The organism is bacterium, from assembly GCA_016789445.1.
Lineage (GTDB): Bacteria > Patescibacteriota > Minisyncoccia > Phycocordibacterales > UBA2100 > UBA10103.
Genome location: JAEUQT010000003.1, coordinates 38962 through 63079, shown reverse-complemented (window position 1 = coordinate 63079; position 24118 = coordinate 38962). Strand labels below are relative to the sequence as shown.

Here is a 24118-nt window from a genome sequence, read left to right as displayed (position 1 = left end):
ATCGTTGTTACGATTTTGCGCGACCCCGCCTCGGCGCCAAACGCCTCCGGCCTTGCGAAGCTTCGCTTCTCACCCTTTCGCCTCGTGCTGCTGCACGAGAAAATAACCGTTCTGTTATAATCAGTGCATGTCAGGTTTCTATAAACCGGATCGCAAACCGGATTGGAATTACGGTGGTCCGCGGTGGCGCCTTTCGCGCTCCAAGATCGATCTCTTCACGAACTGCCAGCGTTGTTTCTACATCGATAACAAGCTCGGCACCGCCCGTCCGCCGGGATTCCCGTTCAATCTCAACTCGGCAGTCGATGCGCTTCTCAAGAAAGAGTTCGATATCCATCGCGCGGGAAAGAAACCGCACCCGATCATGAAGGAGTACGGAATCGATGCGGTGCCGTTCGAGCATCCGAAAATGGATGTCTGGCGTGAGAACTTCAAGGGAATCGACTACCTGCATACGCCGACTGGACTTCTGGTGTGCGGTGCGGTCGACGATGTGTGGATCGGCAACGACGAGAAGCTTATTATCGTCGATTACAAATCGACCAGTAAGGACGAGAAGATCGAGGCCTTGGACCAGGACTGGCACGATGGCTATAAACGCCAGATGGAAACGTACCAGTGGCTTTTCCGCAAGAACGGATTCGCGGTTTCCGATACCGGTTATTTCGTCTATGCGAATGCCAGCAAGGATCGTGCCGCATTCGATGCGGTTCTTGAATTTGATGTGACGCTCGTGCCGCACACGGGTGATGATTCATGGGTGGAAGACACGCTCTTTGCCATCAAGGAGTGCTTGGAGAGCGATTCCTTGCCTGAGAAAAGCGATGATTGTGATTACTGCATCTACCGTGAGACCGTCGGAAGGAAGCTCATGGCGTTTGCGGGGAAGGCGGCACCTAAAACGGAGAAAGCTGCGAAGCGCGCAGTCCCGGCCTCCGATGCAAACGCGGCGATGGGAACACTCGGCCTATGAACCCCGTTAGAAATTGCTGACCCGCAGTACTGTCGATTATGAAAACGACCCGGATCTCAATAAATATGCAACCGTCTCTAAGGCGTGTTCGACGTCAGCGTCATATTTCTAACGGGGTGAAATCCTTTGCAGACAAAGTACGCGACGTCGTGAGGAAGATCCCCGAAGGGAAGACCATGACCTATAAGGAAGTCGCAACGAAGGCGGGAAATGCCAAGGCGGCGCGCGCCGTCGGTGCGGTCATGCGCACTAATTATCTCGAAGATGTTCCGTGCCATCGCGTCGTGCGATCCGACGGCGGCTTGGGGAACTACAATCGCGGAGGAAGGGATCGCAAGCGTGAGATACTTCGTCGCGAAGGCGCGATCGCATAACAACAGGATTCGGCGTTTTGTCAATTTTCCGGCTCCAGTGGTAGAGTCCGAATATGTCTGGGAAACCACTCCTTCAAAAGGGTCCTTTTGCTCCTGCCAAGCCGCAGGAACACGTTCTTCATGGCCACCGCCGTGTGGACGAGTATGAATGGCTTCAGGACGCCAAGGACCCCGCTGTTCTTGAGCACCTGAAGAACGAAAATGCCCACGCGGAGCGCAGCATGCGTGCATCGCAGAAGCTTCAGAAGCAGCTCTATAAGGAGATCCGTGCCCGCATCACGGAGAACGATATGTCGGTACCGGTGAAGCAGGGGCCGTACACCTATTACGTGCGCACCAAGAAAGGAAAACAGTACGCGATCCACTGCCGACGTGAGGGCGAGCGCGGAAAAGAGCAGATCATCCTCGACGAGAACTCTCTCGCGAAAGCATCCGAGTATTTTTCTTTAGGAGACATCGAAGTGAGTCCGGACCATCGTCTCGTCGCATACTCGATCGACACGAAGGGCAACGAAGACCACACGATGTACATCAAGAACCTCGAGTCGGGGGAGATTTTCGGTGAGACGATCAGTTCAGTCGCCGATATGGAATGGTCTGAGGATGGGCAGTACATCTTCTACTCGAAGGAAGACCATCCGCATCCGCCGCGAAGGATCTATCGACATCGTCTCGGTACCGATCAGTCGGAGGATGTCCTCATCTACGAAGAGAAGGATCCGCAGTGGTACGTCGCACTCGGGAAGAGCCGCAGCCGCGAGTTCCTGTTCATCTATGCGGCGAACTACACGATGACCGAAGCGCGCTTTATCCCGGCGATGGAACCGCTCGCGGAGCCGCAGCTTATCGCCGAGCGCCGCGCGAAGGTGCGCTACTACGTGGAACATCACGCGGGCTTTTTCTACATCACGACCAACGAGAATGCGGTGAACTACAAGATCATGCGCACGCCGGTGCAGAAGCCGCACAAGATCAACTGGAAGACGTGGCTCAAGCACGATATCTCACGCTCCATCAGCGGTCTCGCCCCGTTCTCATCGTTCCTCGCGCTCATCATCCGCGAGAACGGTTCCGAAGAGGTGTATATCTCGTCACCTGAAGGCGAGCGGGAGAAGGTGGTCTTTCCTGAAGAAGGCCATACGGTCGCATTCTGGGACAACATCGAGTACGAATCGACGACGGTGCGCATCACGTACGATTCCTTCATCACGCCGCGTACCGCCTTCGATTACGATGTCGTTGCCAAGGCATTCACCGTGCGCAAGAAGCAGGAGGTGCCGTTCTATCACAAGAACAACTACGTCTCGAAGCGTGTCTGGGTGAAAAACGGCGACGTGAAGATCCCGGTCGTCCTCGTCTATAAGAAGAACGTCAAGAAGAAGGCGCCGCTCCTTCTCGAGGCGTATGGTTCATACGGTATTTCCAACGACCCCCACTTTTCTGTCGCACGACTCTCGCTCTTGGAACGCGGTTGGGTCTTCGCGCTCGCACATCCACGCGGCGGCGGCGAAATGGGATGGAAGTGGCACAAGGATGCACACCTCATGACGAAGCATCGCACCGGCGATGACTTCATCGCAGTCGCGAAATACCTCGTGAAGCAGGGCTACACGACACGCGAGAAGCTCGCCATCACGGGCGGCTCTGCCGGCGGCATGCTCATGGGGCAAGTTTTGAACCGTGAGCCGGAACTCTTCGGCGCAGCCGTCGTCTACGTCCCGGCGGCGGATCTCATCACCTCGCTTCTCGATGAGAATCTCGGCGGTACGCGCCTCCATTACGACGAGATCGGCAACCCGCGCATCAAGAAGCAGTATCACTACATCTTGAAACAATCCCCGTACGAGAACGTCCGCGCGACGGACTATCCGCCGGTACTCGTGCGCGCCTCGATGCAGGATATCCGCACACCATACTGGGAAGCGGCAAAGTGGGTCGCACGCCTTCGTGCACACAAGACCGATACCAATCCGCTTCTTTTCAAGATCGAGACCGAAGGCGGACACTTCGGCAAGAGCGGCCGCTACGAATGGATCAAGGAACGCGCATTCGATTACGCATTCTTGCTGGAAACGATGAAGGAAAGACGGTAGTATTCCGCCATGAAGACGCTCAACGACGTCCGCACGGCATTCCTCGAGTATTACCGCGAACGCGGACACGTCATCCTTCCATCTGCCTCACTCCTTCCTCAAAACGACCCGACGACGCTCTTCACGGGCTCCGGCATGCAGCCCTTGGTGCCCTATCTCTTGGGTAAAGACCATCCGGAAGGCACGCGTTTGGCGGATTCGCAGCGCTCATTCCGCGCAGAAGACATCGACGAGGTGGGGGACAATCGTCATACCACCTTTTTCGAGATGCTCGGCAACTGGTCGTTGGGGGATTATTTCAAGGAAGAACAGCTCCCATGGGTTTTCGGATTCCTGACCGACGCGGTAGGTCTCGATCCGCAGAAGCTCTACGCCACCGTGTTCGCCGGTGATGAGAAAAACGGCCTTGCAAAGGATACCGAAGCTGCTGAAATCTGGAAAAAACTCTTCGCTGAGAAAGGAATCGAAGCGAAGGATATCGAGATGGGTTCTGAAGCCGACGGCTCGCGTCTCGGTATGCGCGGTGGACGCATCTTCTACTACGACGCCAAGAAGAATTGGTGGTCGCGCGCAGGAACTCCCGACACAATGCCGGCAGGGGAACCGGGCGGACCGGATTCCGAACTGTTCTATGATTTCGGTACGGAGCACGATCCGAAATTCGGTGCTGAATGCCATCCGAACTGCGATTGCGGCCGCTTCATGGAGATCGGGAACTCGGTGTTCATGCAATTCCTCAAGACTGAGAACGGATTCGAGCTGCTTCCGAAGCGTAATGTCGATTTCGGGGGCGGACTCGAGCGCATCGTTGCAGCAGCCAATGACAATGCCGACGTCTTCGCGACCGATGTCTTCAGTGATGCGATCGCGCTCTTGGAGAAATTCTCCGGAAAGGAATATCGCGACGATCGCTACATCCGATCATTCCGCATCATCGCCGACCATGTCCGTGCCGCCACTTTCATGATCAACGACGGCGTGAAGCCATCGAACACCGAACAGGGCTATGTGTTACGCCGCCTCATCCGCCGCGCTTCGCAGCACGTGATGAAGCTCGGCCTTGCCGATTCTCAGGCAGACGACAGCATGCTCGTGCGTGCCGCAACCATCTACATCGAGAAATACCAGGCGGCATATCCTGAATTGCAGGGTGATGCCCCGTTCCAGCACATCAAGAACACGATCTGGGAGGAGGAAAAGCAGTTCGCGAAGACGCTCTCCCTCGGCATGAAGGAATTCGAGAAGATGACCGAAGGAAATATCAGCGGTGAACAGGCGTTCACGCTCTTTACGACGTATGGATTCCCGTTTGAGATGACCCAAGAGATCGCCAACGAGCGGGGCCTCTCCGTCGACGAGTTCGCCTTCAAGGAGCTTATGAGAAAGCACTCCGAACTTTCCCGTTCTGGCTCGGAGCAGAAATTCAAGGGCGGCCTTGCAGACGCGTCGGAAGCCACAACCCGCCTCCACACGACGCATCATCTTCTTCTCAAAGCGCTCCAGATCGTCTTGGGCGATCACGTGAAGCAGCGCGGCTCGAATATCACGAGCGAACGCCTCCGCATCGACTTCTCGCACGGCGAGAAGATGACCGATGAACAAAAGAAAGAGGTCGAACGCATCGTGAACGAACGCATCAAGGAAAATCTCCCGATGACCCGCTCCACCATGCGCAAGGAAGAGGCGGAAAAGCTGAACGCACAGCACGAATTCGGCGCGAAGTATCCTGACGTCGTTTCCGTCTACTCCCTCGGCCCTGTCGGCGCGACGGAAGAAGATCCGCAGTTCGACAAAGCGTTCTCGATCGAATTCTGCGGCGGACCTCACGTCACCAATACCGCCGAAATCGAAAAGGGTGGCACCTTCAAGATCCAAAAAGAAGAGGCCGTCGCTGCAGGAATACGACGTATAAAAGGAATACTCCAGTAAAAGGGAAGGGACGGTTGCGGGATATGTTCCTGGAGGGGCCCCGCAGCTGGCGAGGACCTGCCCGTTTTTTCACTAGGAAAAACGGGTTTACCCGGAAGGAGCATATCCCGCATCCGGACCGCAGCTCTATCAGGAGCGTGTATAATTCTGGCAATGTTTTCCAAACGATCGGCAGGGAAACCGGTCCTCATCGCTGATGTCGGCGATGGTTCATTCGCGCTCGCGATAGCGACGCTCTCAGACGGCGTGCCCGCTCAGATCCTCCGCTCGATTCGCACGATACTTCCCATCGAAGACCGCACGCGTGAACAAGCAGCGGCAGCGATCGCAAAATCGCTTGAAGAATCCCTTACCGCCTTTCTGGCACCTACCAACGTCGCCCTGATTCCTGAAGACATCCATATCATCGTCCGCAGTCCATGGACCCGATTCCGCACTGCACGATCGGAACAGGCATTTACCGAAGCGCGTCCTATCACGAAGGATCTCATCGCCGAAGAGGCCCGGAAGGCGCTCGCACAGCCGTCCGAGCTCGAGAAAGCGAACTCCCTTGAAGCCGGCGTCCTCCAGGTCTTCCTTAACGGCTACCACACCAACAAGCCGGTCAATAAAAAAGCCCAATCCATTGCCGTGGTCGCATATGAAAGCGATCTGGATGCATCGTTTAAGGCGACGCTCATCGGTATTTTCGGAAAATTACTGCCGGGAAGGACTCCATCCCTTCATTCGAGCATGCGCACGCTCCTTGCCGTCATGCATGAGCACTTCCCGGAATTAGAACGTTTCGTCCTTTTCGATATCGGGAGCACCACCACCTCATGTACGGTCGTGCGAAAGGATGCGATCACCCAGCATGAGGTTGTCTCCGAGGGAGTCTCGACATTCATCAAGCGCGTAGCGCCCACGGGACTCCCCGAGGAAACCCTTGGCCTTCTGCGCATGCTCTCGAATGACACCTGTTCGACTGCAGCCTGCCAGTCGATCAAGGATTCTTTGGCGAAAGCGGAGCCGGAATTAGTACGCGCGTACGGGGAAGTGTTCACCAAGCTGTCCGGTATCCGACGTCTGCCGAATGGCGCCATCTTGAACGCTCCGGCGGAAATCTCGCCATGGCTCCAGGGCTTTTTCTCACGTATCGACTTCTCCCAGTTCACGGCGACGACCCAGCCACTGACCGTTGAGCCGCTTTCGCCTGAACACCTCAGCTCCGTGGTCCACTGGGACGCGGGTGTGACCGCCGATACCGGGATCGGAATCGCGGCCGGCGCTGTGAATATCCTGACGCACGCTCCGTGATTTCGCGGTATACTGGCCTGTGTTTCCGCTATGCCACGCAATTACCGACAGGACATACGTTCACCGCACGAAGAAAGCATAGAAGACATCGACGAACCACGCATGGCACCTGAGAGATCAATCCGCAATATCGGACCTTCGCAGTCCCGCGTCCGTCTGCAACGCCACTCGGCAGGCCGCCACACGCCTCCACCGACTCACGAACGACATCACTCCGAACCCAAGCGAGGGAAGTGGGGTGTCTGGCTCGCGGCAGGGATTTCGCTCGTCATCCTTGGCGGCGCAGCGGCGCTCATTTTGTTCCCCTCGACGTCCGTCGCCGTGACCCCGCACACCCAAGTGGTGCCCTTTGATGCATCAACATCGTTCACCGCATATCCGGAAGGGAGCGCGACACCGAATATGATCCGCTACAGCGTCGTCTCGCAGGTCTTCGAGGACTCAACGGTCGTCTCGGCGAACGGTATCGAGAAAGTCGACGAAAAAGCCACCGGTTCGGTCACGGTCTATAACGAATATTCCGATAAGCCGGTGCGTCTCATCAAGAATACGCGCTTCCAGGCAGCAAATGGCCTCATCTACCGTATCCCCGCATCGGTGGATGTACCGGGTAAGACCGCCGCGGGCCCTGGAACGATTCAGGTAACCGTATTCGCGGACCAGACCGGGGATAGCTACAACCTTCCACCACAGGACAAGCTCACGCTCCCCGGCCTCAAATCCACCGCCGATATGTATAACGGCGTGTATGCGAAATCGACGGCGCCATTTACCGGAGGTTTCTCAGGTGAACGACCGGCCGTTGCTCCGGCGACTCTTGATGCAGCTCGATCGGAAGTCCGTGGTCGACTTAACGAAAAGGCCCAGCAGCTTGCAACTACTGCACCGGAAGGATCCATCGCGTTCCCCGGCCTCGCGAACATCTCGTTTGAATCCCTTGCACCTACCCAGGAGCCGGGCGGAGGAGTCCGTATCCACGAGAAGGCCAGCGTGGTCATGCCGGTTTTCGCGGCGGACGCCTTCGCGACCGCCATCGGTCAGGCGGTGAGCGCAAGTGCCGAAGGCCAGAAGATGGATATCCGCTTCAGTCCTGGCATAACCGGGACGGCCTCTACCACCTTGGCACTGGGTGAGATGGGCCAGAAACCCCTTGTTTTCAGCCTTTCCGGCGCCGCCCAGCTTGTATGGAATATCGATACCCAGGCGCTTACCCAGGCCTTGGCAGGTAAGGAGGAGTCTTCGTTCCAGCCGATCATCCAAGGCTTCCCAGCGGTCGAGGAGGCGCGGGCCCGAATCACCCCGTTCTGGCAGAAATCCTTCCCGCAGGACCCAGCCAAGATCAAGATCGAGATCCAGGACCCGCCTCAGCCGTTTTAGCGCTTGACCCCGTTAGAGAACCTCTCCATTCGAGACTAACCATGAAAAATCGCTTATCAATACCATTTGGCCCGCAGCACAGCCCTGAATTCTCTAACGGGGTTGACTCTGCGGATAATCGCTGATAATCTTTCGAGCGCAGATATGGGGGAACCGGACGTCGTAGAAGGGATTGTGGAAGAGGCCCTTCCGAATACGTTATTTCGGGTCAAACTGCCGGACGGCGAGCTGAAGCTTGCCTACCTAGCCGGTAAGATGCGTTTACATAGGATTAAGGTGTTAGTCGGAGATAAAGTTTCTCTCCAACTGGATCCCTATGGTGGGCGAGCTCGGATTACGCGTCGGTTCTAGCAGATCTGTTTTTCAAACCTATGCGCGTTAAAGCTTCCGTAAAGAAGATCTGTCTCAAGTGCCGCCACGTCCGTCGTCGCGGGGCTTTGTGGGTCATCTGCGAGAATCCTCGCCACAAGCAGCGCCAGGGCTAAATTTCAACCATGTTACGTATCGCAGGAATCACCATCCCGGAAAAGAAGCGCCTCGACATCGGCCTTACCGCCATTTACGGCGTCGGTCGTCCGCGCGCAAAGGCTACGCTTGAAGCGCTCGGCATCGATCCGGGAATGAAGCCTGATGCACTTTCTGCAAAGGACGAGGCTGCGCTCCGTGAAGCCATCGAGAAGTTCACCGTCGAAGGAGAGCTCCGCCGCAGCATTTCCGCGAACATCCGTCGCCTCAAGGACATCAAGTCGCACCGCGGCGTCCGTCACATGAAGAAGCTTCCGGTCCGTGGCCAGACTTCGAAGACCAACTCCCGTACCGTCCGCGGTAACGTCCGCAAAACAATGACATCCGGCCGCCGTAAGCTGGAGAAGACATAAACCCGGATAGAGCACCGAGAGAACACCAACACCAATCACTATGGGAAAGAAACGAATCATTCGAAAATCAGGAGGTACCGTCGATCAGGGACTCAAGTCCCGATCTCTTGCGCGCACCGCGAAGAAGTCGCTCGCATCGGGTACGCTCCACATCCACGCGACCTACAACAACACGAAGGTCACGTTGGCAGACAAGGAGGGCAACGCGGTCGCGTGGTCTTCGTCTGGCGCACTTGGTTTCTCCGGTGCAAAGAAGGGAACTCCGTTTGCAGCAGCCAAGGTAGGGGAGCTTCTCGGTGAGAAGGCAACCATGATGGGCTGCAAAGAGGTTGACGTCGTCATCCGTGGTGTTGGTGCTGGTCGTGAATCCGCGCTTCGTGGTTTCGCCGGCAAGGGCATCGAAGTCACCCGCATCGCCGACGATACTCCGGTTCCTCACAACGGTCCGCGCCCGCCTAAGCCGCGCCGCATCTAATATCTATGTTGCAGATCAAATCCAAGTACAAGATTGCGAAGCGCCTCGGATCGGCGATCTTCGAGCAGACGCAGACGCAGAAGTTCGCGCTCGCTGAAGCTCGCAAGAGCACGAAGAAGCCGCGCGGTCGCAACAAGTCCGACTACGGCCGTCAGCTCCTTGAGAAGCAGAAGGTCCGCTTCACCTACGGTATTTCCGAGAAGCAGCTCTCCAACTATGCAGAGGGCGCATTCGAGACGAAGAATCCACCGGAAACCTTGCACCGCACGCTTGAGACCCGCTTGGACAGCGTCGCCTACCGTTCCGGCTTCGCGAGCACCCGCCGCGCTGCTCGCCAGATGGTCTCTCATGGCCACTTGCTCGTAAACGGCACCCGCATCACCGTCCCGTCGTACCGCGTCAAGAAGGGTGACACCATCACGGTCCGCGAGGGCTCCCGCCAGTCGCCGCTGTTTGCTCACATGAGCAGCAACGAAGGTTCGGCTCGTGCCATTCCGACGTGGATTTCCGTTGACGCACCGACCATGGTTGCGAAGGTGGAAGGGGAACCGAGCTATGTAGCCACGGAAATCCCCTTGGATTATCCAGCTGTATTTGAGTTTTACAGCAGGTAGTGGTATACTATTTATAAGCGCTTTACTAGTGTCGCGCCCCTTTTTATATGCTCGATTACCATATCGCACTCCCGTCGAAGCCGCGTGTCGTCTCTGAAGCAGAGCGCAGCGGTACCTATGAAATCGACGGCCTTTATCCGGGTTACGGCTATACGCTCGGCAACTCGCTCCGCCGCATCATCCTCTCGTCCCTCCCGGGCGCTGCAGTCACGTCGGTAAAGATCCCCGGCGTTGCGCACGAATTCTCCACGATCGAAGGCGTGAAGGAGGATGTGGTTACGCTTCTTCTTAATGTCCGCAAGATGCGTCTCCAGCTCTCCTCGGATGAGCCGCAGACCCTTACGCTTTCCGTAAAGGGCCCGAAGACCGTGACCGCTGCTGATTTCCAGCTCCCAGGTCAGGTTGAGATCCTCAATCCGGAACAGCACATCGCCGAAGTGACCGGCAAGGTCACGCTCGAGATGGAAGTCCGCGTCGAACGCGGTTTGGGCTACGTCCCGAAGGAGGTCCACCAGAAGGAGCGCGTGGACATCGGCACTATCGCACTTGATGCGATCTTTTCTCCGATCCGCCGTGTGAACTACGAAGTCGAGAACATGCGCGTCGGTGATCGTACCGATTTCAACCGTCTCCGCATCCTCATCGAGACCGATGGCACCATCTCTGCTCGTGAAGCGCTTGAGAAGTCCATCGAGACCATGATCCACCAGCTCCGCGCGGTCGTCGGATTCAAGGAGGAGGAAGTCTCCGAAGAGCAGGTCATCGAGGAAGTTGATGCCGTCCTCCGCCGCGACGACAAGTCGCAGGATTCCGAGATGCTCAAGACCCGTATCACGGAGATGAATCTCCCGCAGCGCGTCGAACAGGCACTTGATAACGCATCCATCCGCACCGTGGGCGGCCTCGTCCGCAAGCGTGAGGATGATCTCTTGGCGATCGAAGGCCTCGGCCAGAAAGGTCTCCAGGATATCAAGCGCGCACTCTCAAACCTTGGACTTACGCTCCGTTCGCAGTAAGATACGGTCCTCACAACCTTTATGAAGCACCACAAGAAACGCCGAACATTCAACCGACCTAAGAACCAGCGCGTTGCGTTGCTTAAGTCGCTTGCGCGCTCCTTGGTGCTTGAGAACGGCATCACGACCACTTCTGCAAAGGCAAAGGAACTCCGTCCGTTCATCGAGAAGCTCGTCACCGAGTCGAAGAAGGGCACGGTCGCCAGCCGCCGAACCGTCATGACCCGCATCGGTTCTGCTGAGGCGGTTAAGAAGCTTCACGACGAGTATTCGAAGCGCTACGCATCGCGTGCAGGCGGATACACCCGCATCGTACGCCTCGGTCGCATCGGTAAGCGCGTCGCGGACATGTCTCGTATTGAATTCGTCGCATAATTTGTATGGCTACTACACCTATCCAGCGCACCTACGAGATCGACGCAGCAGGCAAGACCATCGGTCGTGTCGCTTCTGAGGCTGCAAAGGCACTCATGGGCAAGACCTCGGCTGATTACACCCCGCACATCGCATCGATCGTGAAGGTGACCGTCAGCAATGCGAAGAAAGTCCGCACGACGGAGAAGAAGCGCCTCCAGAAGAAGTACACCAAGTACTCGGGTCATCCGGGCGGCCTCAAGATCGAATCCCTCGGCTCCCTCATCGGTCGTCAGGGCAACGGCGCGGCTATCCGCAAGGCAGTGCAGCGCATGCTTCCTCGCAACACGATGCTTACCGGCCGCTTGAAGCGTCTGACAATTACAGACTAACCGTCTTGGCAATCACCTTTAATCCTATGGCAGACAAGAAATACTTCGAAGCAGTCGGTCGTCGCAAGACAGCATCCGCACGTGTCCGCATCTCGAGCGCGAAGACGACGTCGTTTACGATCAATGATCGCGCAGCGTCGGATTATTTCCCGCTCACGATCATGCATGAGACGATCAATGCTCCGTTCAAGACCGTCGGTGGCGCCTACGCGGTCACCGCAGTCGTGAAGGGCGGCGGTCTCAAGTCGCAGGCTGAAGCGGTCCGTCTCGGTGTCTCCCGCGCACTCCTCGAAGTCGACGCACTCTTCCGCAAGGATCTGAAGCTCCAGGGCTTCCTCAAGCGTGATCCACGCGCAAAGGAGCGCAAGAAGTTCGGTCTCAAGGCCGCACGCCGTGCTCCGCAGTGGTCCAAGCGCTAATCTCCAAGAAAGACCGCGAAAGCGGTCTTTCTCTTTTGCAGAGAACCTGAAATGCTATACTGCCGGCGTATGTTTTCTTCCCATGAACACGAAGATATCGATTTTGAACCCGAGGATGAGCTCGGGACTGTCGGCGCTGCAAAAGCGAAGATGCAGAAACTTAAGGATGAGCTGGCTGAGGTAAAGAAGGAGCGCCAGGAATATCTCGATGGCTGGCAGAGAGCGAAGGCCGACCTCATCAATGCGAAAAAGGACGCCGCGGAGGCCCTCCAGCGTGCCGCAAATGCGGGGAAAGACTCGTTCGTCGAGGAATTGATCCCTGCGCTTGATAGCTTCGATATGGCCATGCGTAGCGATGCGTGGAAGAACGTCGATAACGCCTGGAGAATCGGCGTCGAGAGCATCTACAGCCAATTACAAGGTGTTTTACAAGCGCATGGTATCGAGATATACGGAAAAGAGGGTGAGGATTTCGATCCGTCGATCCACGAAGCCATCGAAGAGCGCGGGGGAGGTGAATCGCACACGATAGCCAAGGTTCTTCGATGCGGATACCGGACGAAATCGCGCATACTGCGTCCGGCACAAGTGACAATCTACCGATAATATTTGACAAAGAGATAAAAATGCGTTATATCTGCAACACTTTCATTACAAAAGTAATGTAACCAATTGTTCTTATGGCAAAAATCCTCGGAATCGATCTCGGAACTACCAACTCGGCGATGGCCATCGTCGAAGGCGGCGAGCCACGCATCGTTGAGAACGCTGAAGGCGCCCGCACGACCCCCTCGGTCGTCTCTATCTCAAAAAACAACGAACGCCTCGTCGGTCTTCTTGCGCGACGTCAGGCGGTAACCAACCCGAAGAACACGGTCTATCAGATCAAGCGCTTCATCGGCCACACCTTTGACGAGGCGAACGTGCAGAAAGACAAAGCGGTCGTCCCGTTCGAGATGCAGAAGAGTGCGAATGGCGGCATCGAAGTGAAAATGGGCGACAAGTGGTCTTCTCCTGAGGAGATCTCCGCGATGATCCTCCAGAAACTGAAGGCAGATGCCGAAGCGAAGCTTGGCGAGACGATAACCGAGGCGGTTATCACCGTTCCCGCGTACTTCAACGACGCGCAGCGTGCCGCAACCAAGGATGCAGGACGCATCGCCGGACTTGATGTGAAGCGCATCATCAACGAACCGACCGCGGCTGCGCTCGCCTACGGCTTCAACAAGAAGAAGGACGAGAAGATCGTCGTCTTCGACTTCGGCGGTGGAACCTTCGATATCTCAGTGCTCGAGGTGGGCGATGACGTCATCGAAGTGCGCTCGACCGACGGGGACGCGCATCTCGGCGGCAAAGACATCGACCAGACCATCATCAATTGGCTCGCGGAGGAGTTCAAGAAGGAGAGCGGCATCGACGTCCGCAATGACCCTTTGGCGCGCCAGCGACTCGATGAGGCCGCAGAAAAGGCGAAGATCGAACTGTCGACCGCAGTGGAAACTGAAGTCAACATCCCATTCATCACTTCCGATGCATCGGGTCCACGCCACCTCCTCGTGAAGATGACCCGCGCGAAGCTTGAAGAACTCTCCGACGAATTCGTGAAGCGTGCGATGGACATCACCAAGCGCGCGATGGATGCGTCACCGTTCAAGGTAGGGGATATCCACGAAGTCATCCTCGTCGGTGGTCAGACACGCATGCCGGCTATCCAGAGTGCGGTGGAGAAATTCTTCAACAAGAAGCCGAACATGAGCGTGAATCCGGATGAAGTGGTCGCTCTCGGTGCCGCGATCCAGGGCGGCATCCTTCAGGGAGACGTGAAGGACGTCCTTCTCCTTGATGTCATCCCGCTCTCGCTCGGCATCGAGACGCTTGGCGGTGTCGCGACGAAACTCATCGAACGCAATACGACGATCCCGACCTCGAAGTCGCAGGTCTTCTCGACCGCTGCTGACAATCAGCCGTCAGTCGAGATCCATATCGTCCAAGGCGAGCGCCCGATGGCAAACGACAACAAATCCCTCGGCAAATTCAATCTTGATGGCATTCCGCCGGCTCCGCGCGGCACGCCGCAGATCGAAGTCACGTTCGATATCGACGCGAACGGTATCCTCAGCGTGAAAGCGAAGGACAAGACCTCCGGCAAGGAACAGTCCATCCGCATCGAACAGCGTTCCGGCCTCACTGATCAGGATATCGAGAAGATGCGCGCAGATGCCGAGGCGAATGCCGAAGCAGATAAGCAGAAGAAAGAGCTTATCGAACTCCAGAATGCCGCGGATCAAGTGGCCTACGCGGCAGAAAAGGCACTTAAGGAGCACGGTGATAAGGTGAGCGAGGATATCCGCACCAATGTGCAGTCGAAGATCGACGCGCTCAAAACAGCACGCAACGGCACCGACGCTGACGCGATGAAAAAAGCCACCGAAGAACTCTCGACGGCCATGAGCGCGATCGGCGAAGCCATGCAGAAAGCTCAGCAGAGCGATCAGAAGCCGCCTGAACAGGGTCCAGAATCATCGCAGAGCGGTCCACAAGCCTAAACTTTGAAAGGAGAGAGCGCAGATATGTGTTTCTTGCGGTCTTCGCAGGCCCGACGGGGCCGAGACTGAGCGCTGCGCCAGCAGGCGCAGACAGCGACCGCAAGAAATACATATCAAGCGAACGTAGTAGATGAACGGCAGCGCTTGCCGCGCTGGTAACCGCGGCTATAATGCACCGCATGAAAGATTACTACTCGATCCTCGGCGTTTCGAAATCAGCAAGCGAAGAGGAGATCAAGAAGGCGTTCCGCACGCTGGCACACAAGTATCACCCTGATAAGAAAGGAGGTGACGAAGCGAAGTTCAAGGAAGCGAGCGAGGCGTACGCAGTACTCTCCGATAGGAAGAAGCGCGCCGAATACGATACCTACGGCAGGACATTCTCCGGTGGCGCATCCGCAGGAGGTTTTGATTTCTCGAATTTCGCCGGCTTTGAAGGATTCCAGAACGGCGGCGTCGAATTCGATCTCGGGGATATCTTCAGCGATGTCTTCGGTGGTGGCGGACGCCGTACGCGCCGCGGTCGCGACATCTCGATCGATGTCGAGATCCCGTTCCGTGATGCCATCTTCGGCACCGAACGCCGCATCCTTATCTCGAAACTCGGCCAGTGTGATACATGCTCCGGCACCGGCGCCAAGAAGGGCTCCGGCACCGTCACGTGTGCGGCGTGCAACGGAAAGGGTCAGATAAAGGAAAGCCGCAATACCTTCTTCGGCACCTTTACCTCTGCGCGCAGCTGTCCGACCTGCAAAGGCCGCGGCGAAGTCCCGAAGGAAACCTGCACCGCGTGTCACGGCGAGGGCGTACTCAAGAAGCAGGAAGAGGTACACGTCGTCATTCCTGCAGGAGCGGAAAACGGCGAGATGATCCGCATGCCGGGCCGCGGCGAAGCGGCTACCGGAGTCCCTGCAGGGGATCTCTACGTGAAGATCCATGTCCGTCAGGACAAGCTTTTCACCCGCGACGGCATGAATCTTGTCACCGCGCTTTCCATCAAGCTCTCCGATGCGCTCCTCGGCTCCGAATACCGCATCCAGACGCTCGACGGCGAAACGACGCTCGCGATCCCGCAAGGCGTAAGTCAGGGCGAATTCCTCCGCATCCGCGGCAAGGGCGTACCTTCGCATCGCGGTGGGCGTGGCGATCTTCTGGTGCGCGTTGATATCGAATTCCCGAAGAAGCTCTCCAAGAAAGCGAAAGAGGCGATCGAGCAGCTCCGTAAAGAGGGAATCTAGTTGTTCACGCTCGTTCCATCCGCGTGTGAACGGGCGCGATATACTTATTTGATGGATGTGAGTTCGGTAACGGGGGCTTTTACCGGAGTCCCGTATGATTGGTTCGCGCTCGGCGGATTCCTTCTCCTTATCGCACTTGATTCGCTGCGCAGCGGCATCGGCCGCGCCTGTGCGATCTCGCTCGCGCTTCCGATGTCGACACTGTTGTATGCGCTCGTGCCATCAACCGTCGGCCTTGGTGCAGTTTCAGTACTGAACGCATCTCCAAATATGCAGCTCGCCACCTTCGGCGCGATCGCCTTCATCACCTACCTCATCGTTCGTCGCATTGCACTTGAATACATAGAAAGTGGAACCGGAGAGCCGATCCAGGCACTGCTTGCAGGCGGCGCTGCAACCGCGGTACTTATCGTCGTCTGGCTGCAGTTGCCTATGACAAGCGAGATCTGGCAGCTCAGTCCCAAGATCCAGGCTGTTTTCAGCGAGCAATACCGCCTTATCTGGCTCATAGGCTCCTACGCAGCCCTCGCATTCGCACGGGGATAACTGGACAAAAACTCAATAATGTGATATACTTTCCCTAGGTCCGCATTTCGCGGACACAGGTTCATTTCAACGAGGGAGATAACCGATGAGTGGACTGGAGACGATGCAGCTGACGCTGCGTCTTTTCTCGGATCATGTACTCGCTCTCGATGCTATCCGTCTCGGATACATCTCAAGCGCTCTCATGATCCTCGGGTATTGGATATATATCCGCCATGCGCTCGTCGATGGATTCGATCCGAACCCATCGACGTGGTTCATGTTCGCGTACGGCACGACACTCCTCACGGTTCTCGAGTTCGATAAGGACGCAGAGTGGTACCTGCTGCTTACACCGATCGCCTGTGCGCTTCTCAGTATCTGGGTTGCGCTCATCTGCTGGCGGCGAGGAACGCTGCGGTGGCCGGATGCATGGGAGGATCGCATTGCGTTCATCCTCGACATCCTGCTCACGATCGCCTATGTAAGCGCATGGTGTATCGCCACCTATGGACTCATCGAGACATTCACCGAGGCCGATAGGGAAGAGGCCGCACATCTCTTCCTCATTTTCTCGAACATGACGACCGTGACGGCGTTCGCGCCGCTCATAATCGCAACGTTCAGGAATCCGAGCGAAGAATACGCGCCCGCATGGACGGTGTGGACACTGTCCTACATCACGCTGGGCATCGCGACCCTCCAAAGCGAAGGCACGATGCTCACGGAACTGATGATCTATCCGGTACTCTGCACAATTCTGCACGGGCTCGTCGCTGTCTTGGCGCGAAGCTCGATGCGACGCGTTGTCGCATAAACTCAACAGCCGTATCCGTTGGATACGGCTGTTTTCTATTTGCTGGAAAATTATGGTCCGGTATAGTTTGTCGTTATGAAGAAGATTTCGGTTCGCGAAAGCGGCATACATGGCAAAGGCCTTTTCGCCGACGAACCGATCAAGAAGGGGGAGAAGATCCAATACATCAACGGTAAGCGTGAAAAGAAGGTTACCAAGAGCGAGCGAGACTCCCGTGAAATCGAACATTGGATCGGTACCGGTAAATTCTCATGGATCAATACCGAGGGGACGCCGTTCCGTTACATCAATCATTCCTGCGAACCAAGCGCCGCGATTACCGGGACAAAGACGGTGGTTGCGCTGGAGGATATACCGGAAGGAGGTGAGATCACCATCGACTATTCGATGACCGACGCTGATCCGTACTGGAGCATCACCTGTCACTGTGGAGCAAAGACCTGTCGCAAGGATATCCGCGCCATCTATACCGTACCTGAGGATGTATTCCGCAAGCACATGCCGTACGTACCGCGGTACTTCCAGCGCGCATACATCCGCAACCACATCCACACCCGCATGCGCAAACAGGGGAAAGGCGTCAAACGCGCACCGAAGGCGTGATACGCTGATTGTCATGGAGTCGCGAAGCACAACGCTCGCTCGTCTCGTCATTATCGGCGTCGTACTCTCCGTCGGCGCGCTTTTCTATAAGTACGTTGCCTCGGATAGTTATCCGGTCTTCGTCAGCGAGACCGAGACAGTCAACGCACGCCAGGCAGCACCTGCAATAGCCGCGGATGCACGGCAGTGCGATTGGGATACCGCCCCGCTTCTTTTCGTCTCCGACAACGTATTCTCGCCGCTCATCTATTACTCGCACGTATTCCCGATGGTCGCCTGTGCGATCTTAGCCTTGCTTATTTGGCGACAAGGACATGGGCAGCAGCTGCTCAATAAGATATTCATATTCCTCTCGCTGTCCTTCATCGCATGGTCGGCGTTCGATCTCATACTCTGGGCTGATGCGAATCCCGACATCATCATGTTCTTCTGGTCGGCGCAGATATATCTCGACCTCCTGATATATCTGAGCGCCGCATATCTCTTGTATGTATTCGTTCGCGGGGATGATGTGCCGGATACGTGGAAGTCATTCGCGGCAGCCCTCTTGGCGCCCGTCATAGTGCTTGCACCCACCGCATTGAATCTCACCGGTTTTGATTACACTAACTGCGACCGCGAAGCCCTTGAGGGTGTTTTGTGGTACTACGTGTATCTGGTTGAGCTTCTTATTGTGATCGGAATGATCGTGTTCGGCACACGCAGCATCATCCAGGCGGAAAGCGGTGAACGACGCGTACAGATATTCTCACTAGGAGCAGGACTCACGCTCTTCCTGCTTGCGTTCTCATGGGGCAACATCATCGGAAGCCTGTCTGAAGACTGGGCGGTCGCACAATACGGCCTCTTCGGAATGCCGATCTTCCTCGGCGCCATCACGTATCTTATCGTGCAGTTCCAGGCATTCGAGGTCCGCGTCATCGCGACGACCGCATTGGTCGTAAGCCTCTGGATACTCCTGTTCTCCGTACTCCTTCTCGAGACCATCGAAAGTGCCCGACCGGTTATCGGCATGACGCTTCTTTTCTTCGCACTTATGGGAGGCCTCTTGGTCCGCAGCGTCCGTAGGGAAATCGAGCAGCGGGAGCTCATCGAAAAACAAGAACGCGAACTCAAAGTCATCAACCGACAGCAGGAAAGCCTGCTCGCCTTCATCAGCCACGAAGTGAAGGGATATCTCGCCAAGAGCCAGGGCGCATTCGCGGGAATCATGCAGGGTGATTATGGTCAGGTAAGCCCGCAGCTCCACAGCATGGCCGAAAACGGTCTTGCCGATATGCGAAAAGGGGTCGACATGGTCGCTGACATCCTCGATGCATCGAATCTCCGCAAAGGAACCGTTGCGTACGACAAAAAACCGTTTGATCTGAAGGCAAGCATCGAAGAAGTGGTACACGATCTGCTTCCAGCAGCGCAAAAGAAGAACATCACATTGGATTTCTCTGCAGCATCGGGAGATTACAAACTCACAGGCGATGAAGCGAAAATCAGACGCCACGTCATCCGTAATCTCATAGATAATTCCATCCATTACACATTACAAGGCGGCATCCATGTGAGTCTTTCACGGAATGCACAGACAATTCACTTCTCCGTAAAGGATACCGGCGTCGGTATCACGAAGGAGGATATGAAGAACCTCTTTACCGAAGGCGGACACGGCAAGGAATCGACGAAAGTGAATGCGGATTCGACCGGCTACGGCCTCTTTATCGCGAAGCAGGTCACCGAAGCCCACGGCGGCAAGATCTGGGCCGTTTCGAAGGGCAAAGGCACGGGGTCGGAATTCATCGTCGAGATACCTGCGTAAGAGGTGAACGGTAGCGCTTTTCCTGCTATCATGGCGACCATGCAACGCCTTTTGACAGGCCTTCAACCCTCTGGTGCACTCCACATCGGTAATTACTTCGGCGCACTCAAACCGTTTGCGGACATGTACGGCAGCTACGAAAGCTACCTCATGGTGGTCGACTATCACGCACTCACCTCGCTCAAGAACGGCGATGAACTGCGTACCAACATCCGCAACGTCGTCCGCGACTATCTCGCCGTCGGCATCGATCCCTCGAAGGCGACCATCTTCCAGCAATCGCAGGTGCAGGAACACACGGAGCTCGCTTGGATTTTGGAATGTCTCGTCAGCGTATCCTTCTTGGAACTCGGTCACGCGTACAAAGACAAAGTAGCGAAAGGACTTGAACCGAATGCCGGACTTTTCACGTATCCGATGCTGATGGCGGCGGATATCCTCCTTTACGACACTGATGTCGTACCGGTAGGTGAAGATCAGCGTCAGCATCTCGAATATGCGCGCGAGGCAGCTTCGAAGTTCAACATCGCATTCGGCGAAACACTCAAAGAACCGAAGGAATTGATCCAGAAATCAGTCGCCATTGTTCCCGGAACCGATGGTAAGAAGATGTCGAAGAGCTACGGCAATACCATTCCGCTTTTCGGTACGAAAGACGAGATCACCAAGGCGGTGATGAGTATCGTGACCGATTCAGCGGGGGATAGGCCGGAGAACGTCTATGCGATCCACAAGCTCCTGAAGACGGAAGCCGAGCTTGCGCCACTCTACGAGGCGAATAAGGGCAAGTACAAGGCACTCAAGGATGCGCTTATCGAGGATCTTGAGGCGTTCATCGCCCCGATGCGCGAGAAGCGTAACGCCATATCTGACGAAGAAGTCAAGAAAGTACTGGATGAAGGTTCCACAAAGGCCCGTGAGAAAGCGGCTTCCAAAATGAAGGAGATCCGTGCTAAAGTCGGCGTCTCACTGTAGATATGACACGCGTACTTATCGGGGACCTCAAAAACCACGTGGGCGAGACGGTAACCATCAATGGCTGGGTCTCCGTACGCCGCGATCAGGGAAAGATGGTCTTTTTCGATATCCGCGACCGTTCGGGAACCATCCAGGGGGTGGTATTGCCGAAATCTGAAGCGATTGCCGTTGCGAAGGAGACCAACGTGGAGAGTGCGGTTTCCATGACCGGTATCGTCAACCAGCGACCGGAGAAGAACATCGTGGCTGAGAAGCAGAATGGCGATATCGAACTTCAGATCGAAGGCATCGAAATTTTAAATGCGGCGCATACGCTCCCGTTCGAACTGCATGTCGAACTCAATCTCGACACGCACCTCGACAACCTTCCGCTTACGCTCAAGAGCGAACGCACGCGCCAGATCTTCACCCTTCAAGCGAGCATCCTCGATGAATACCGCAATTCTCTTAAATCTCGCGGATTCACGGAATTCGTCGCTCCCGCGATCGTCGGCGGTGATGCCGAAGGCGGTGCAGCCGTTTTCAAGCTCGAATACTTCAAGGAGCAGGCTGCGTACCTCGCGACTTCACCGCAGTTCTACAAGCAGATCATGACCGGCGCGTTCGAGCGTGCATTCACGATCGCAAAGGTCTTCCGCGCGGAGAAGAGCGCGACCACGCGTCATATTTCCGAGATCACCCAGATGGACTTCGAGATGGCGTTCATCAAGGACGAAACCGAAGTCATGAAAGAACTGCAGACGACTATCCAGGACGTCGTGAAGGCAGTGAGGGAGAAGCATGCGGACATTTTCAAGGCATTCAAGGTAGATGTGCCGCTCGCGCCTGCCGAATTCCCGGTCTTTACGCTTCAGGAGGCACAGGCAATCGTCGCGAAGGAATACAATCGCACCATCGAGGACACTGATGACATGGCGCCGGAAGACGAGCGTCAGATCTGCGAATACGCGAAGGCGAAATTCGGCTCCGACTTCGTATTCATCACGCGTTTTCCCACGAAGAAGCGCGCATTCTATACCTACGAAGATGCATCCGAGGCACCGCTCTCACGCGGATTCGATCTTCTGTTCCGTGGACTCGAAATCAACAGCGGTGCGCAGCGTATCCATAACTACGACTCTCTCATCGCCCGCATCAGGGAGCGCGGCATGGATCCGGAGAAATTCGAATACTATCTGCAGGCATTCAAATACGGCATCCCGCCGCACGGCGGCTGCTCGACCGGATTGGAGCGCTTCACCGGCCGCATGCTCGAGCTCGCGAATATCAAGGAATCGACCGCATTCCCGCGCGATATGACGCGAATCGACGGCCGTCTTTCTTCTGAATAGATGCTAGACTATCCGGAATGTCTCCGGAATTCTCCATAGAAACCGAGCATTTCGCCGGGCCGCTCGAGACGCTGCTTGATCTCATCGAGAAGCGCAAGATGTCGGTCTCGAAAGTCTCACTTGCCGAAGTGTGCGACGCGTATCTTGCCTACGTCGAAAAACTTCCGGAACTACCGCTTTCCGAAACCTCACAATTCGTTCTCGTTGCCTCGACACTGCTCCTCATCAAATCCCGCTCGCTTTTGCCGACAGTCGAGCTTTCCGATGATGAAGAGCATTCGATCGAGGAACTCGAGCGACGCCTGCAACGACTCGCTGCCATACGAAAGGCCACAAAACTGCTGCGCGGCGTCTGGGGCAGGAATCCGTATGTTTTCGCACGACGCGCACCGGATATCGCCAAAGCGATCGGCATGCAACGTGCCACCTTCGCGCCGGGCGAGGCGAAGGGCGAGACGATTCTCCGCGCCGCGCAGAAACTCCTTAATTCGCTGCCGAGCGTAAACAAGCTCGGTGAAGCCGTCGTTGCACCGGTCTTGGCACTTGAAGATGTGATCGTGAATCTGAAAAACCGACTTGCGACCGCAGCGCGCACCCGCTGGAGCGAGATATCCCGTGGCGCGTCGCGCGTTGACAAGATCGTCCACTTCCTCGCCGTCTTGGAGCTGGTACGTCACGGCTCCGTTTCCGTGACGCAGGATCGGCTTTTCAGCGATATACTGATCGAATCAGACGAAGTCGAAGGTCTCCCACGCTATGGCTGAACTCCACAAACAGATCCAAGCGCTGCTTTTCTCGGAAGGCGGTTCGCTCACGTATAAATCGCTCGCACGGTCTTTGGACGTGAGCGAAGGGGATATACGGATGCATCTCGATGCACTTGCCCAGAAACTGGAGGGCACCGGACTCGGCATCGTGCGCTCAGATACGGAAGTCTCACTTGCGGTCGTGCCGGAAGCACGTGACGCTGTCGTAAAGGTCATCAAGGAAGATGAGGAGAAGAACATCGGCGAAGCGGGACTGGAAATCCTCGCGATCCTCCTCTACGAGGGCCCGTCGACGCGTGCGCAGATCGACTACATCCGCGGCGTGAATTCTTCATCCACCATCCGCACACTTCTTACCCGTGGCCTTATCGAACGCGCGGGAAATCCCGAGGATGGCCGCGAATATATCTACCGGACGACAACGGAACTGCTCGCACATCTCGGTGTGGGTAACCGGGAAGAGCTGCCGGAATATGGTACAATCGCACCCGAACTCTCTGCATTCAAGGCAGGACTGAACGATCATGGAGCCACAGCAGGAACAGAACCAGCAGGCGGACACGCAGCCTGAGCTGCACTACATTCCGGAAACACCGACTCCGGAACCGGTAGTGCAGACACCAACGCCGACCCAGCCGGTCCTTCTTGCCGCGCCACCGCTTCGCCAGATGCTCGTCGGCGGCTCCTTCCTTGCGGTAAGCATCCTCACCGGCATGGCGCTCGTGACCGCGTATCTGCCACCGTTTGATGTCTCCACGCCGCAAGTACAGGTAGCGGCGGCACATTCGACGCAGCCGGACGCATTTGAAGGAATCCAGCTTTCCGCGAAGGGTGTCTACGTCATCGACGGCACGAATGATCGCGTGCTGTATTCCAAGAATCCTGACGCCCAGCTTCCGCTCGCCTCTATTACGAAGGTCGTGCTCGCACTCGCGGTTTCCGAAGTCCTTCCGATGGATGGCACCGTAATGATCTCGCGAGCAGCCGTCGAAAAGGGAGGAGGAGGGCTTACCTATGGTGAGGAATGGAAGGTGCGCGAACTGCTCGATTACCTCCTCATCGCCTCTTCGAACACCGCCGCGGAAGCGCTTGCTGAGGCAGCAGAAGAAGGCATCCGTGCGAAATATCCTGAGGCACCGGCAGAACGGGTGGTCATCTGGCGCATGAATAAACTCGCCAAGGACCTCGGCATGGAGTCGACCTATTTCCTCAATCCGAGCGGACTTGATGAGAGCATCACGCAAGCAGGCGCACTCGGCTCCGCCAAAGACATCGCGACCCTCTTTTCCTATGCACTCCGCACCGATCGAGAA

At 56.3% G+C, this 24118-nt stretch carries 27 protein-coding genes; all 27 read left to right on the top strand.

Features of this window, described 5'->3' with window-relative positions; genetic code table 11:
* Positions 1-127: 127 nt before the first annotated feature.
* A complete protein-coding gene (locus JNK62_03975) occupies positions 128-973 on the top strand; it encodes a PD-(D/E)XK nuclease family protein (protein MBL8158663.1) in 846 nt (281 codons plus the stop codon).
* Between the two features lie 65 nt (positions 974-1038).
* Positions 1039-1347, top strand: coding sequence for an MGMT family protein (locus JNK62_03970; protein ID MBL8158662.1), 309 nt, complete (start codon positions 1039-1041; stop codon positions 1345-1347).
* 53 nt (positions 1348-1400) lie between these two features.
* Entirely contained in the window at positions 1401-3440 is a 2040-nt protein-coding gene (locus JNK62_03965; protein ID MBL8158661.1) for a S9 family peptidase, read from the top strand.
* Positions 3441-3449: 9 nt separating this feature from the next.
* Positions 3450-5369 (top strand): alanine--tRNA ligase, encoded by a 1920-nt coding sequence (locus JNK62_03960; GenBank protein ID MBL8158660.1) that lies wholly within the window; start codon positions 3450-3452, stop codon positions 5367-5369.
* Between the two features lie 153 nt (positions 5370-5522).
* The gene (locus tag JNK62_03955) at positions 5523-6665 is read left to right on the top strand and encodes a hypothetical protein (protein ID MBL8158659.1); all 1143 of its coding nucleotides are present in this window, start codon (positions 5523-5525) and stop codon (positions 6663-6665) included.
* Between the two features lie 30 nt (positions 6666-6695).
* Positions 6696-8042, top strand: coding sequence for a baseplate J/gp47 family protein (locus JNK62_03950; protein MBL8158658.1), 1347 nt, complete (start codon positions 6696-6698; stop codon positions 8040-8042).
* Between the two features lie 144 nt (positions 8043-8186).
* A complete protein-coding gene (gene infA, locus JNK62_03945) occupies positions 8187-8393 on the top strand; it encodes a translation initiation factor IF-1 (GenBank protein ID MBL8158657.1) in 207 nt (68 codons plus the stop codon).
* 20 nt (positions 8394-8413) lie between these two features.
* Positions 8414-8527, top strand: coding sequence for a 50S ribosomal protein L36 (gene rpmJ, locus JNK62_03940; protein MBL8158656.1), 114 nt, complete (start codon positions 8414-8416; stop codon positions 8525-8527).
* 9 nt (positions 8528-8536) lie between these two features.
* On the top strand, positions 8537-8920 hold the full coding sequence (gene rpsM, locus JNK62_03935; GenBank protein MBL8158655.1) for a 30S ribosomal protein S13: 384 nt from the start codon (positions 8537-8539) through the stop codon (positions 8918-8920).
* A 40-nt stretch (positions 8921-8960) separates the two neighbouring features.
* A complete protein-coding gene (rpsK, locus tag JNK62_03930; GenBank protein ID MBL8158654.1) occupies positions 8961-9395 on the top strand; it encodes a 30S ribosomal protein S11 in 435 nt (144 codons plus the stop codon).
* Between the two features lie 5 nt (positions 9396-9400).
* Positions 9401-10009, top strand: a complete 609-nt coding sequence (gene rpsD / locus JNK62_03925) for a 30S ribosomal protein S4 (protein MBL8158653.1) — start codon at positions 9401-9403, stop codon at positions 10007-10009.
* A gap of 47 nt (positions 10010-10056) precedes the next feature.
* Positions 10057-11025: a DNA-directed RNA polymerase subunit alpha gene (locus tag JNK62_03920; protein ID MBL8158652.1), complete on the top strand. Its 969-nt coding sequence runs from the start codon at positions 10057-10059 to the stop codon at positions 11023-11025.
* A 21-nt stretch (positions 11026-11046) separates the two neighbouring features.
* Positions 11047-11400: a 50S ribosomal protein L17 gene (gene rplQ / locus JNK62_03915; protein MBL8158651.1), complete on the top strand. Its 354-nt coding sequence runs from the start codon at positions 11047-11049 to the stop codon at positions 11398-11400.
* 5 nt (positions 11401-11405) lie between these two features.
* The gene (gene rplM / locus JNK62_03910; protein ID MBL8158650.1) at positions 11406-11771 is read left to right on the top strand and encodes a 50S ribosomal protein L13; all 366 of its coding nucleotides are present in this window, start codon (positions 11406-11408) and stop codon (positions 11769-11771) included.
* Positions 11772-11797: 26 nt separating this feature from the next.
* Positions 11798-12190, top strand: coding sequence for a 30S ribosomal protein S9 (rpsI, locus tag JNK62_03905; protein MBL8158649.1), 393 nt, complete (start codon positions 11798-11800; stop codon positions 12188-12190).
* Positions 12191-12259: 69 nt separating this feature from the next.
* A complete protein-coding gene (locus JNK62_03900) occupies positions 12260-12796 on the top strand; it encodes a nucleotide exchange factor GrpE (GenBank protein MBL8158648.1) in 537 nt (178 codons plus the stop codon).
* 74 nt (positions 12797-12870) lie between these two features.
* Positions 12871-14736, top strand: a complete 1866-nt coding sequence (gene dnaK, locus JNK62_03895; protein ID MBL8158647.1) for a molecular chaperone DnaK — start codon at positions 12871-12873, stop codon at positions 14734-14736.
* 179 nt (positions 14737-14915) lie between these two features.
* Positions 14916-15974: a molecular chaperone DnaJ gene (dnaJ, locus tag JNK62_03890; protein MBL8158646.1), complete on the top strand. Its 1059-nt coding sequence runs from the start codon at positions 14916-14918 to the stop codon at positions 15972-15974.
* Positions 15975-16025: 51 nt separating this feature from the next.
* Positions 16026-16520, top strand: coding sequence for a hypothetical protein (locus JNK62_03885; GenBank protein MBL8158645.1), 495 nt, complete (start codon positions 16026-16028; stop codon positions 16518-16520).
* Between the two features lie 85 nt (positions 16521-16605).
* Positions 16606-17316 carry a hypothetical protein gene (locus tag JNK62_03880; GenBank protein ID MBL8158644.1) on the top strand — a complete coding sequence of 237 codons (711 nt, stop codon included), beginning with the start codon at positions 16606-16608 and terminating at the stop codon, positions 17314-17316.
* Between the two features lie 75 nt (positions 17317-17391).
* A complete protein-coding gene (locus JNK62_03875) occupies positions 17392-17919 on the top strand; it encodes an SET domain-containing protein-lysine N-methyltransferase (GenBank protein ID MBL8158643.1) in 528 nt (175 codons plus the stop codon).
* 13 nt (positions 17920-17932) lie between these two features.
* Positions 17933-19729 carry a hypothetical protein gene (locus JNK62_03870; protein ID MBL8158642.1) on the top strand — a complete coding sequence of 599 codons (1797 nt, stop codon included), beginning with the start codon at positions 17933-17935 and terminating at the stop codon, positions 19727-19729.
* A 39-nt stretch (positions 19730-19768) separates the two neighbouring features.
* A complete protein-coding gene (gene trpS / locus JNK62_03865; GenBank protein MBL8158641.1) occupies positions 19769-20704 on the top strand; it encodes a tryptophan--tRNA ligase in 936 nt (311 codons plus the stop codon).
* A gap of 2 nt (positions 20705-20706) precedes the next feature.
* On the top strand, positions 20707-22038 hold the full coding sequence (gene aspS / locus JNK62_03860) for an aspartate--tRNA(Asn) ligase (protein MBL8158640.1): 1332 nt from the start codon (positions 20707-20709) through the stop codon (positions 22036-22038).
* A gap of 17 nt (positions 22039-22055) precedes the next feature.
* Entirely contained in the window at positions 22056-22802 is a 747-nt protein-coding gene (locus JNK62_03855) for a segregation/condensation protein A (protein MBL8158639.1), read from the top strand.
* Positions 22795-23376, top strand: coding sequence for an SMC-Scp complex subunit ScpB (locus tag JNK62_03850; GenBank protein MBL8158638.1), 582 nt, complete (start codon positions 22795-22797; stop codon positions 23374-23376). The genes JNK62_03855 and JNK62_03850 overlap by 8 nt, the downstream gene beginning before the upstream one ends.
* Positions 23330-24118, top strand: a 789-nt coding sequence (locus tag JNK62_03845) for a D-alanyl-D-alanine carboxypeptidase (GenBank protein ID MBL8158637.1), incomplete at its 3' end; no start/stop codon positions are given. The genes JNK62_03850 and JNK62_03845, both read left to right, overlap by 47 nt.

Excerpts from the sequence above, each read along its gene's own strand:
- JNK62_03875 (MBL8158643.1), top strand. The coding sequence starts at position 17,392 with ATGAAGAAGATTTCGGTTCGCGAAAGCGGCATACATGGCAAAGGCCTT.
- dnaK (MBL8158647.1), top strand. The coding sequence starts at position 12,871 with ATGGCAAAAATCCTCGGAATCGATCTCGGAACTACCAACTCGGCGATG.
- trpS (MBL8158641.1), top strand. The coding sequence starts at position 19,769 with ATGCAACGCCTTTTGACAGGCCTTCAACCCTCTGGTGCACTCCACATC.
- JNK62_03920 (MBL8158652.1), top strand. The coding sequence starts at position 10,057 with ATGCTCGATTACCATATCGCACTCCCGTCGAAGCCGCGTGTCGTCTCT.
- aspS (MBL8158640.1), top strand. The coding sequence starts at position 20,707 with ATGACACGCGTACTTATCGGGGACCTCAAAAACCACGTGGGCGAGACG.
- JNK62_03955 (MBL8158659.1), top strand. The coding sequence starts at position 5,523 with ATGTTTTCCAAACGATCGGCAGGGAAACCGGTCCTCATCGCTGATGTC.
- JNK62_03960 (MBL8158660.1), top strand. The coding sequence starts at position 3,450 with ATGAAGACGCTCAACGACGTCCGCACGGCATTCCTCGAGTATTACCGC.
- rpsM (MBL8158655.1), top strand. The coding sequence starts at position 8,537 with ATGTTACGTATCGCAGGAATCACCATCCCGGAAAAGAAGCGCCTCGAC.
- JNK62_03855 (MBL8158639.1), top strand. The coding sequence starts at position 22,056 with ATGTCTCCGGAATTCTCCATAGAAACCGAGCATTTCGCCGGGCCGCTC.
- rpsK (MBL8158654.1), top strand. The coding sequence starts at position 8,961 with ATGGGAAAGAAACGAATCATTCGAAAATCAGGAGGTACCGTCGATCAG.
- JNK62_03850 (MBL8158638.1), top strand. The coding sequence starts at position 22,795 with ATGGCTGAACTCCACAAACAGATCCAAGCGCTGCTTTTCTCGGAAGGC.
- JNK62_03950 (MBL8158658.1), top strand. The coding sequence starts at position 6,696 with ATGCCACGCAATTACCGACAGGACATACGTTCACCGCACGAAGAAAGC.
- rplM (MBL8158650.1), top strand. The coding sequence starts at position 11,406 with ATGGCTACTACACCTATCCAGCGCACCTACGAGATCGACGCAGCAGGC.
- JNK62_03970 (MBL8158662.1), top strand. The coding sequence starts at position 1,039 with ATGCAACCGTCTCTAAGGCGTGTTCGACGTCAGCGTCATATTTCTAAC.
- JNK62_03880 (MBL8158644.1), top strand. The coding sequence starts at position 16,606 with ATGAGTGGACTGGAGACGATGCAGCTGACGCTGCGTCTTTTCTCGGAT.
- rpsI (MBL8158649.1), top strand. The coding sequence starts at position 11,798 with ATGGCAGACAAGAAATACTTCGAAGCAGTCGGTCGTCGCAAGACAGCA.
- dnaJ (MBL8158646.1), top strand. The coding sequence starts at position 14,916 with ATGAAAGATTACTACTCGATCCTCGGCGTTTCGAAATCAGCAAGCGAA.
- rplQ (MBL8158651.1), top strand. The coding sequence starts at position 11,047 with ATGAAGCACCACAAGAAACGCCGAACATTCAACCGACCTAAGAACCAG.
- JNK62_03885 (MBL8158645.1), top strand. The coding sequence starts at position 16,026 with ATGGATGTGAGTTCGGTAACGGGGGCTTTTACCGGAGTCCCGTATGAT.
- JNK62_03965 (MBL8158661.1), top strand. The coding sequence starts at position 1,401 with ATGTCTGGGAAACCACTCCTTCAAAAGGGTCCTTTTGCTCCTGCCAAG.
- rpmJ (MBL8158656.1), top strand. The coding sequence starts at position 8,414 with ATGCGCGTTAAAGCTTCCGTAAAGAAGATCTGTCTCAAGTGCCGCCAC.
- infA (MBL8158657.1), top strand. The coding sequence starts at position 8,187 with ATGGGGGAACCGGACGTCGTAGAAGGGATTGTGGAAGAGGCCCTTCCG.
- rpsD (MBL8158653.1), top strand. The coding sequence starts at position 9,401 with ATGTTGCAGATCAAATCCAAGTACAAGATTGCGAAGCGCCTCGGATCG.
- JNK62_03870 (MBL8158642.1), top strand. The coding sequence starts at position 17,933 with ATGGAGTCGCGAAGCACAACGCTCGCTCGTCTCGTCATTATCGGCGTC.
- JNK62_03900 (MBL8158648.1), top strand. The coding sequence starts at position 12,260 with ATGTTTTCTTCCCATGAACACGAAGATATCGATTTTGAACCCGAGGAT.
- JNK62_03975 (MBL8158663.1), top strand. The coding sequence starts at position 128 with ATGTCAGGTTTCTATAAACCGGATCGCAAACCGGATTGGAATTACGGT.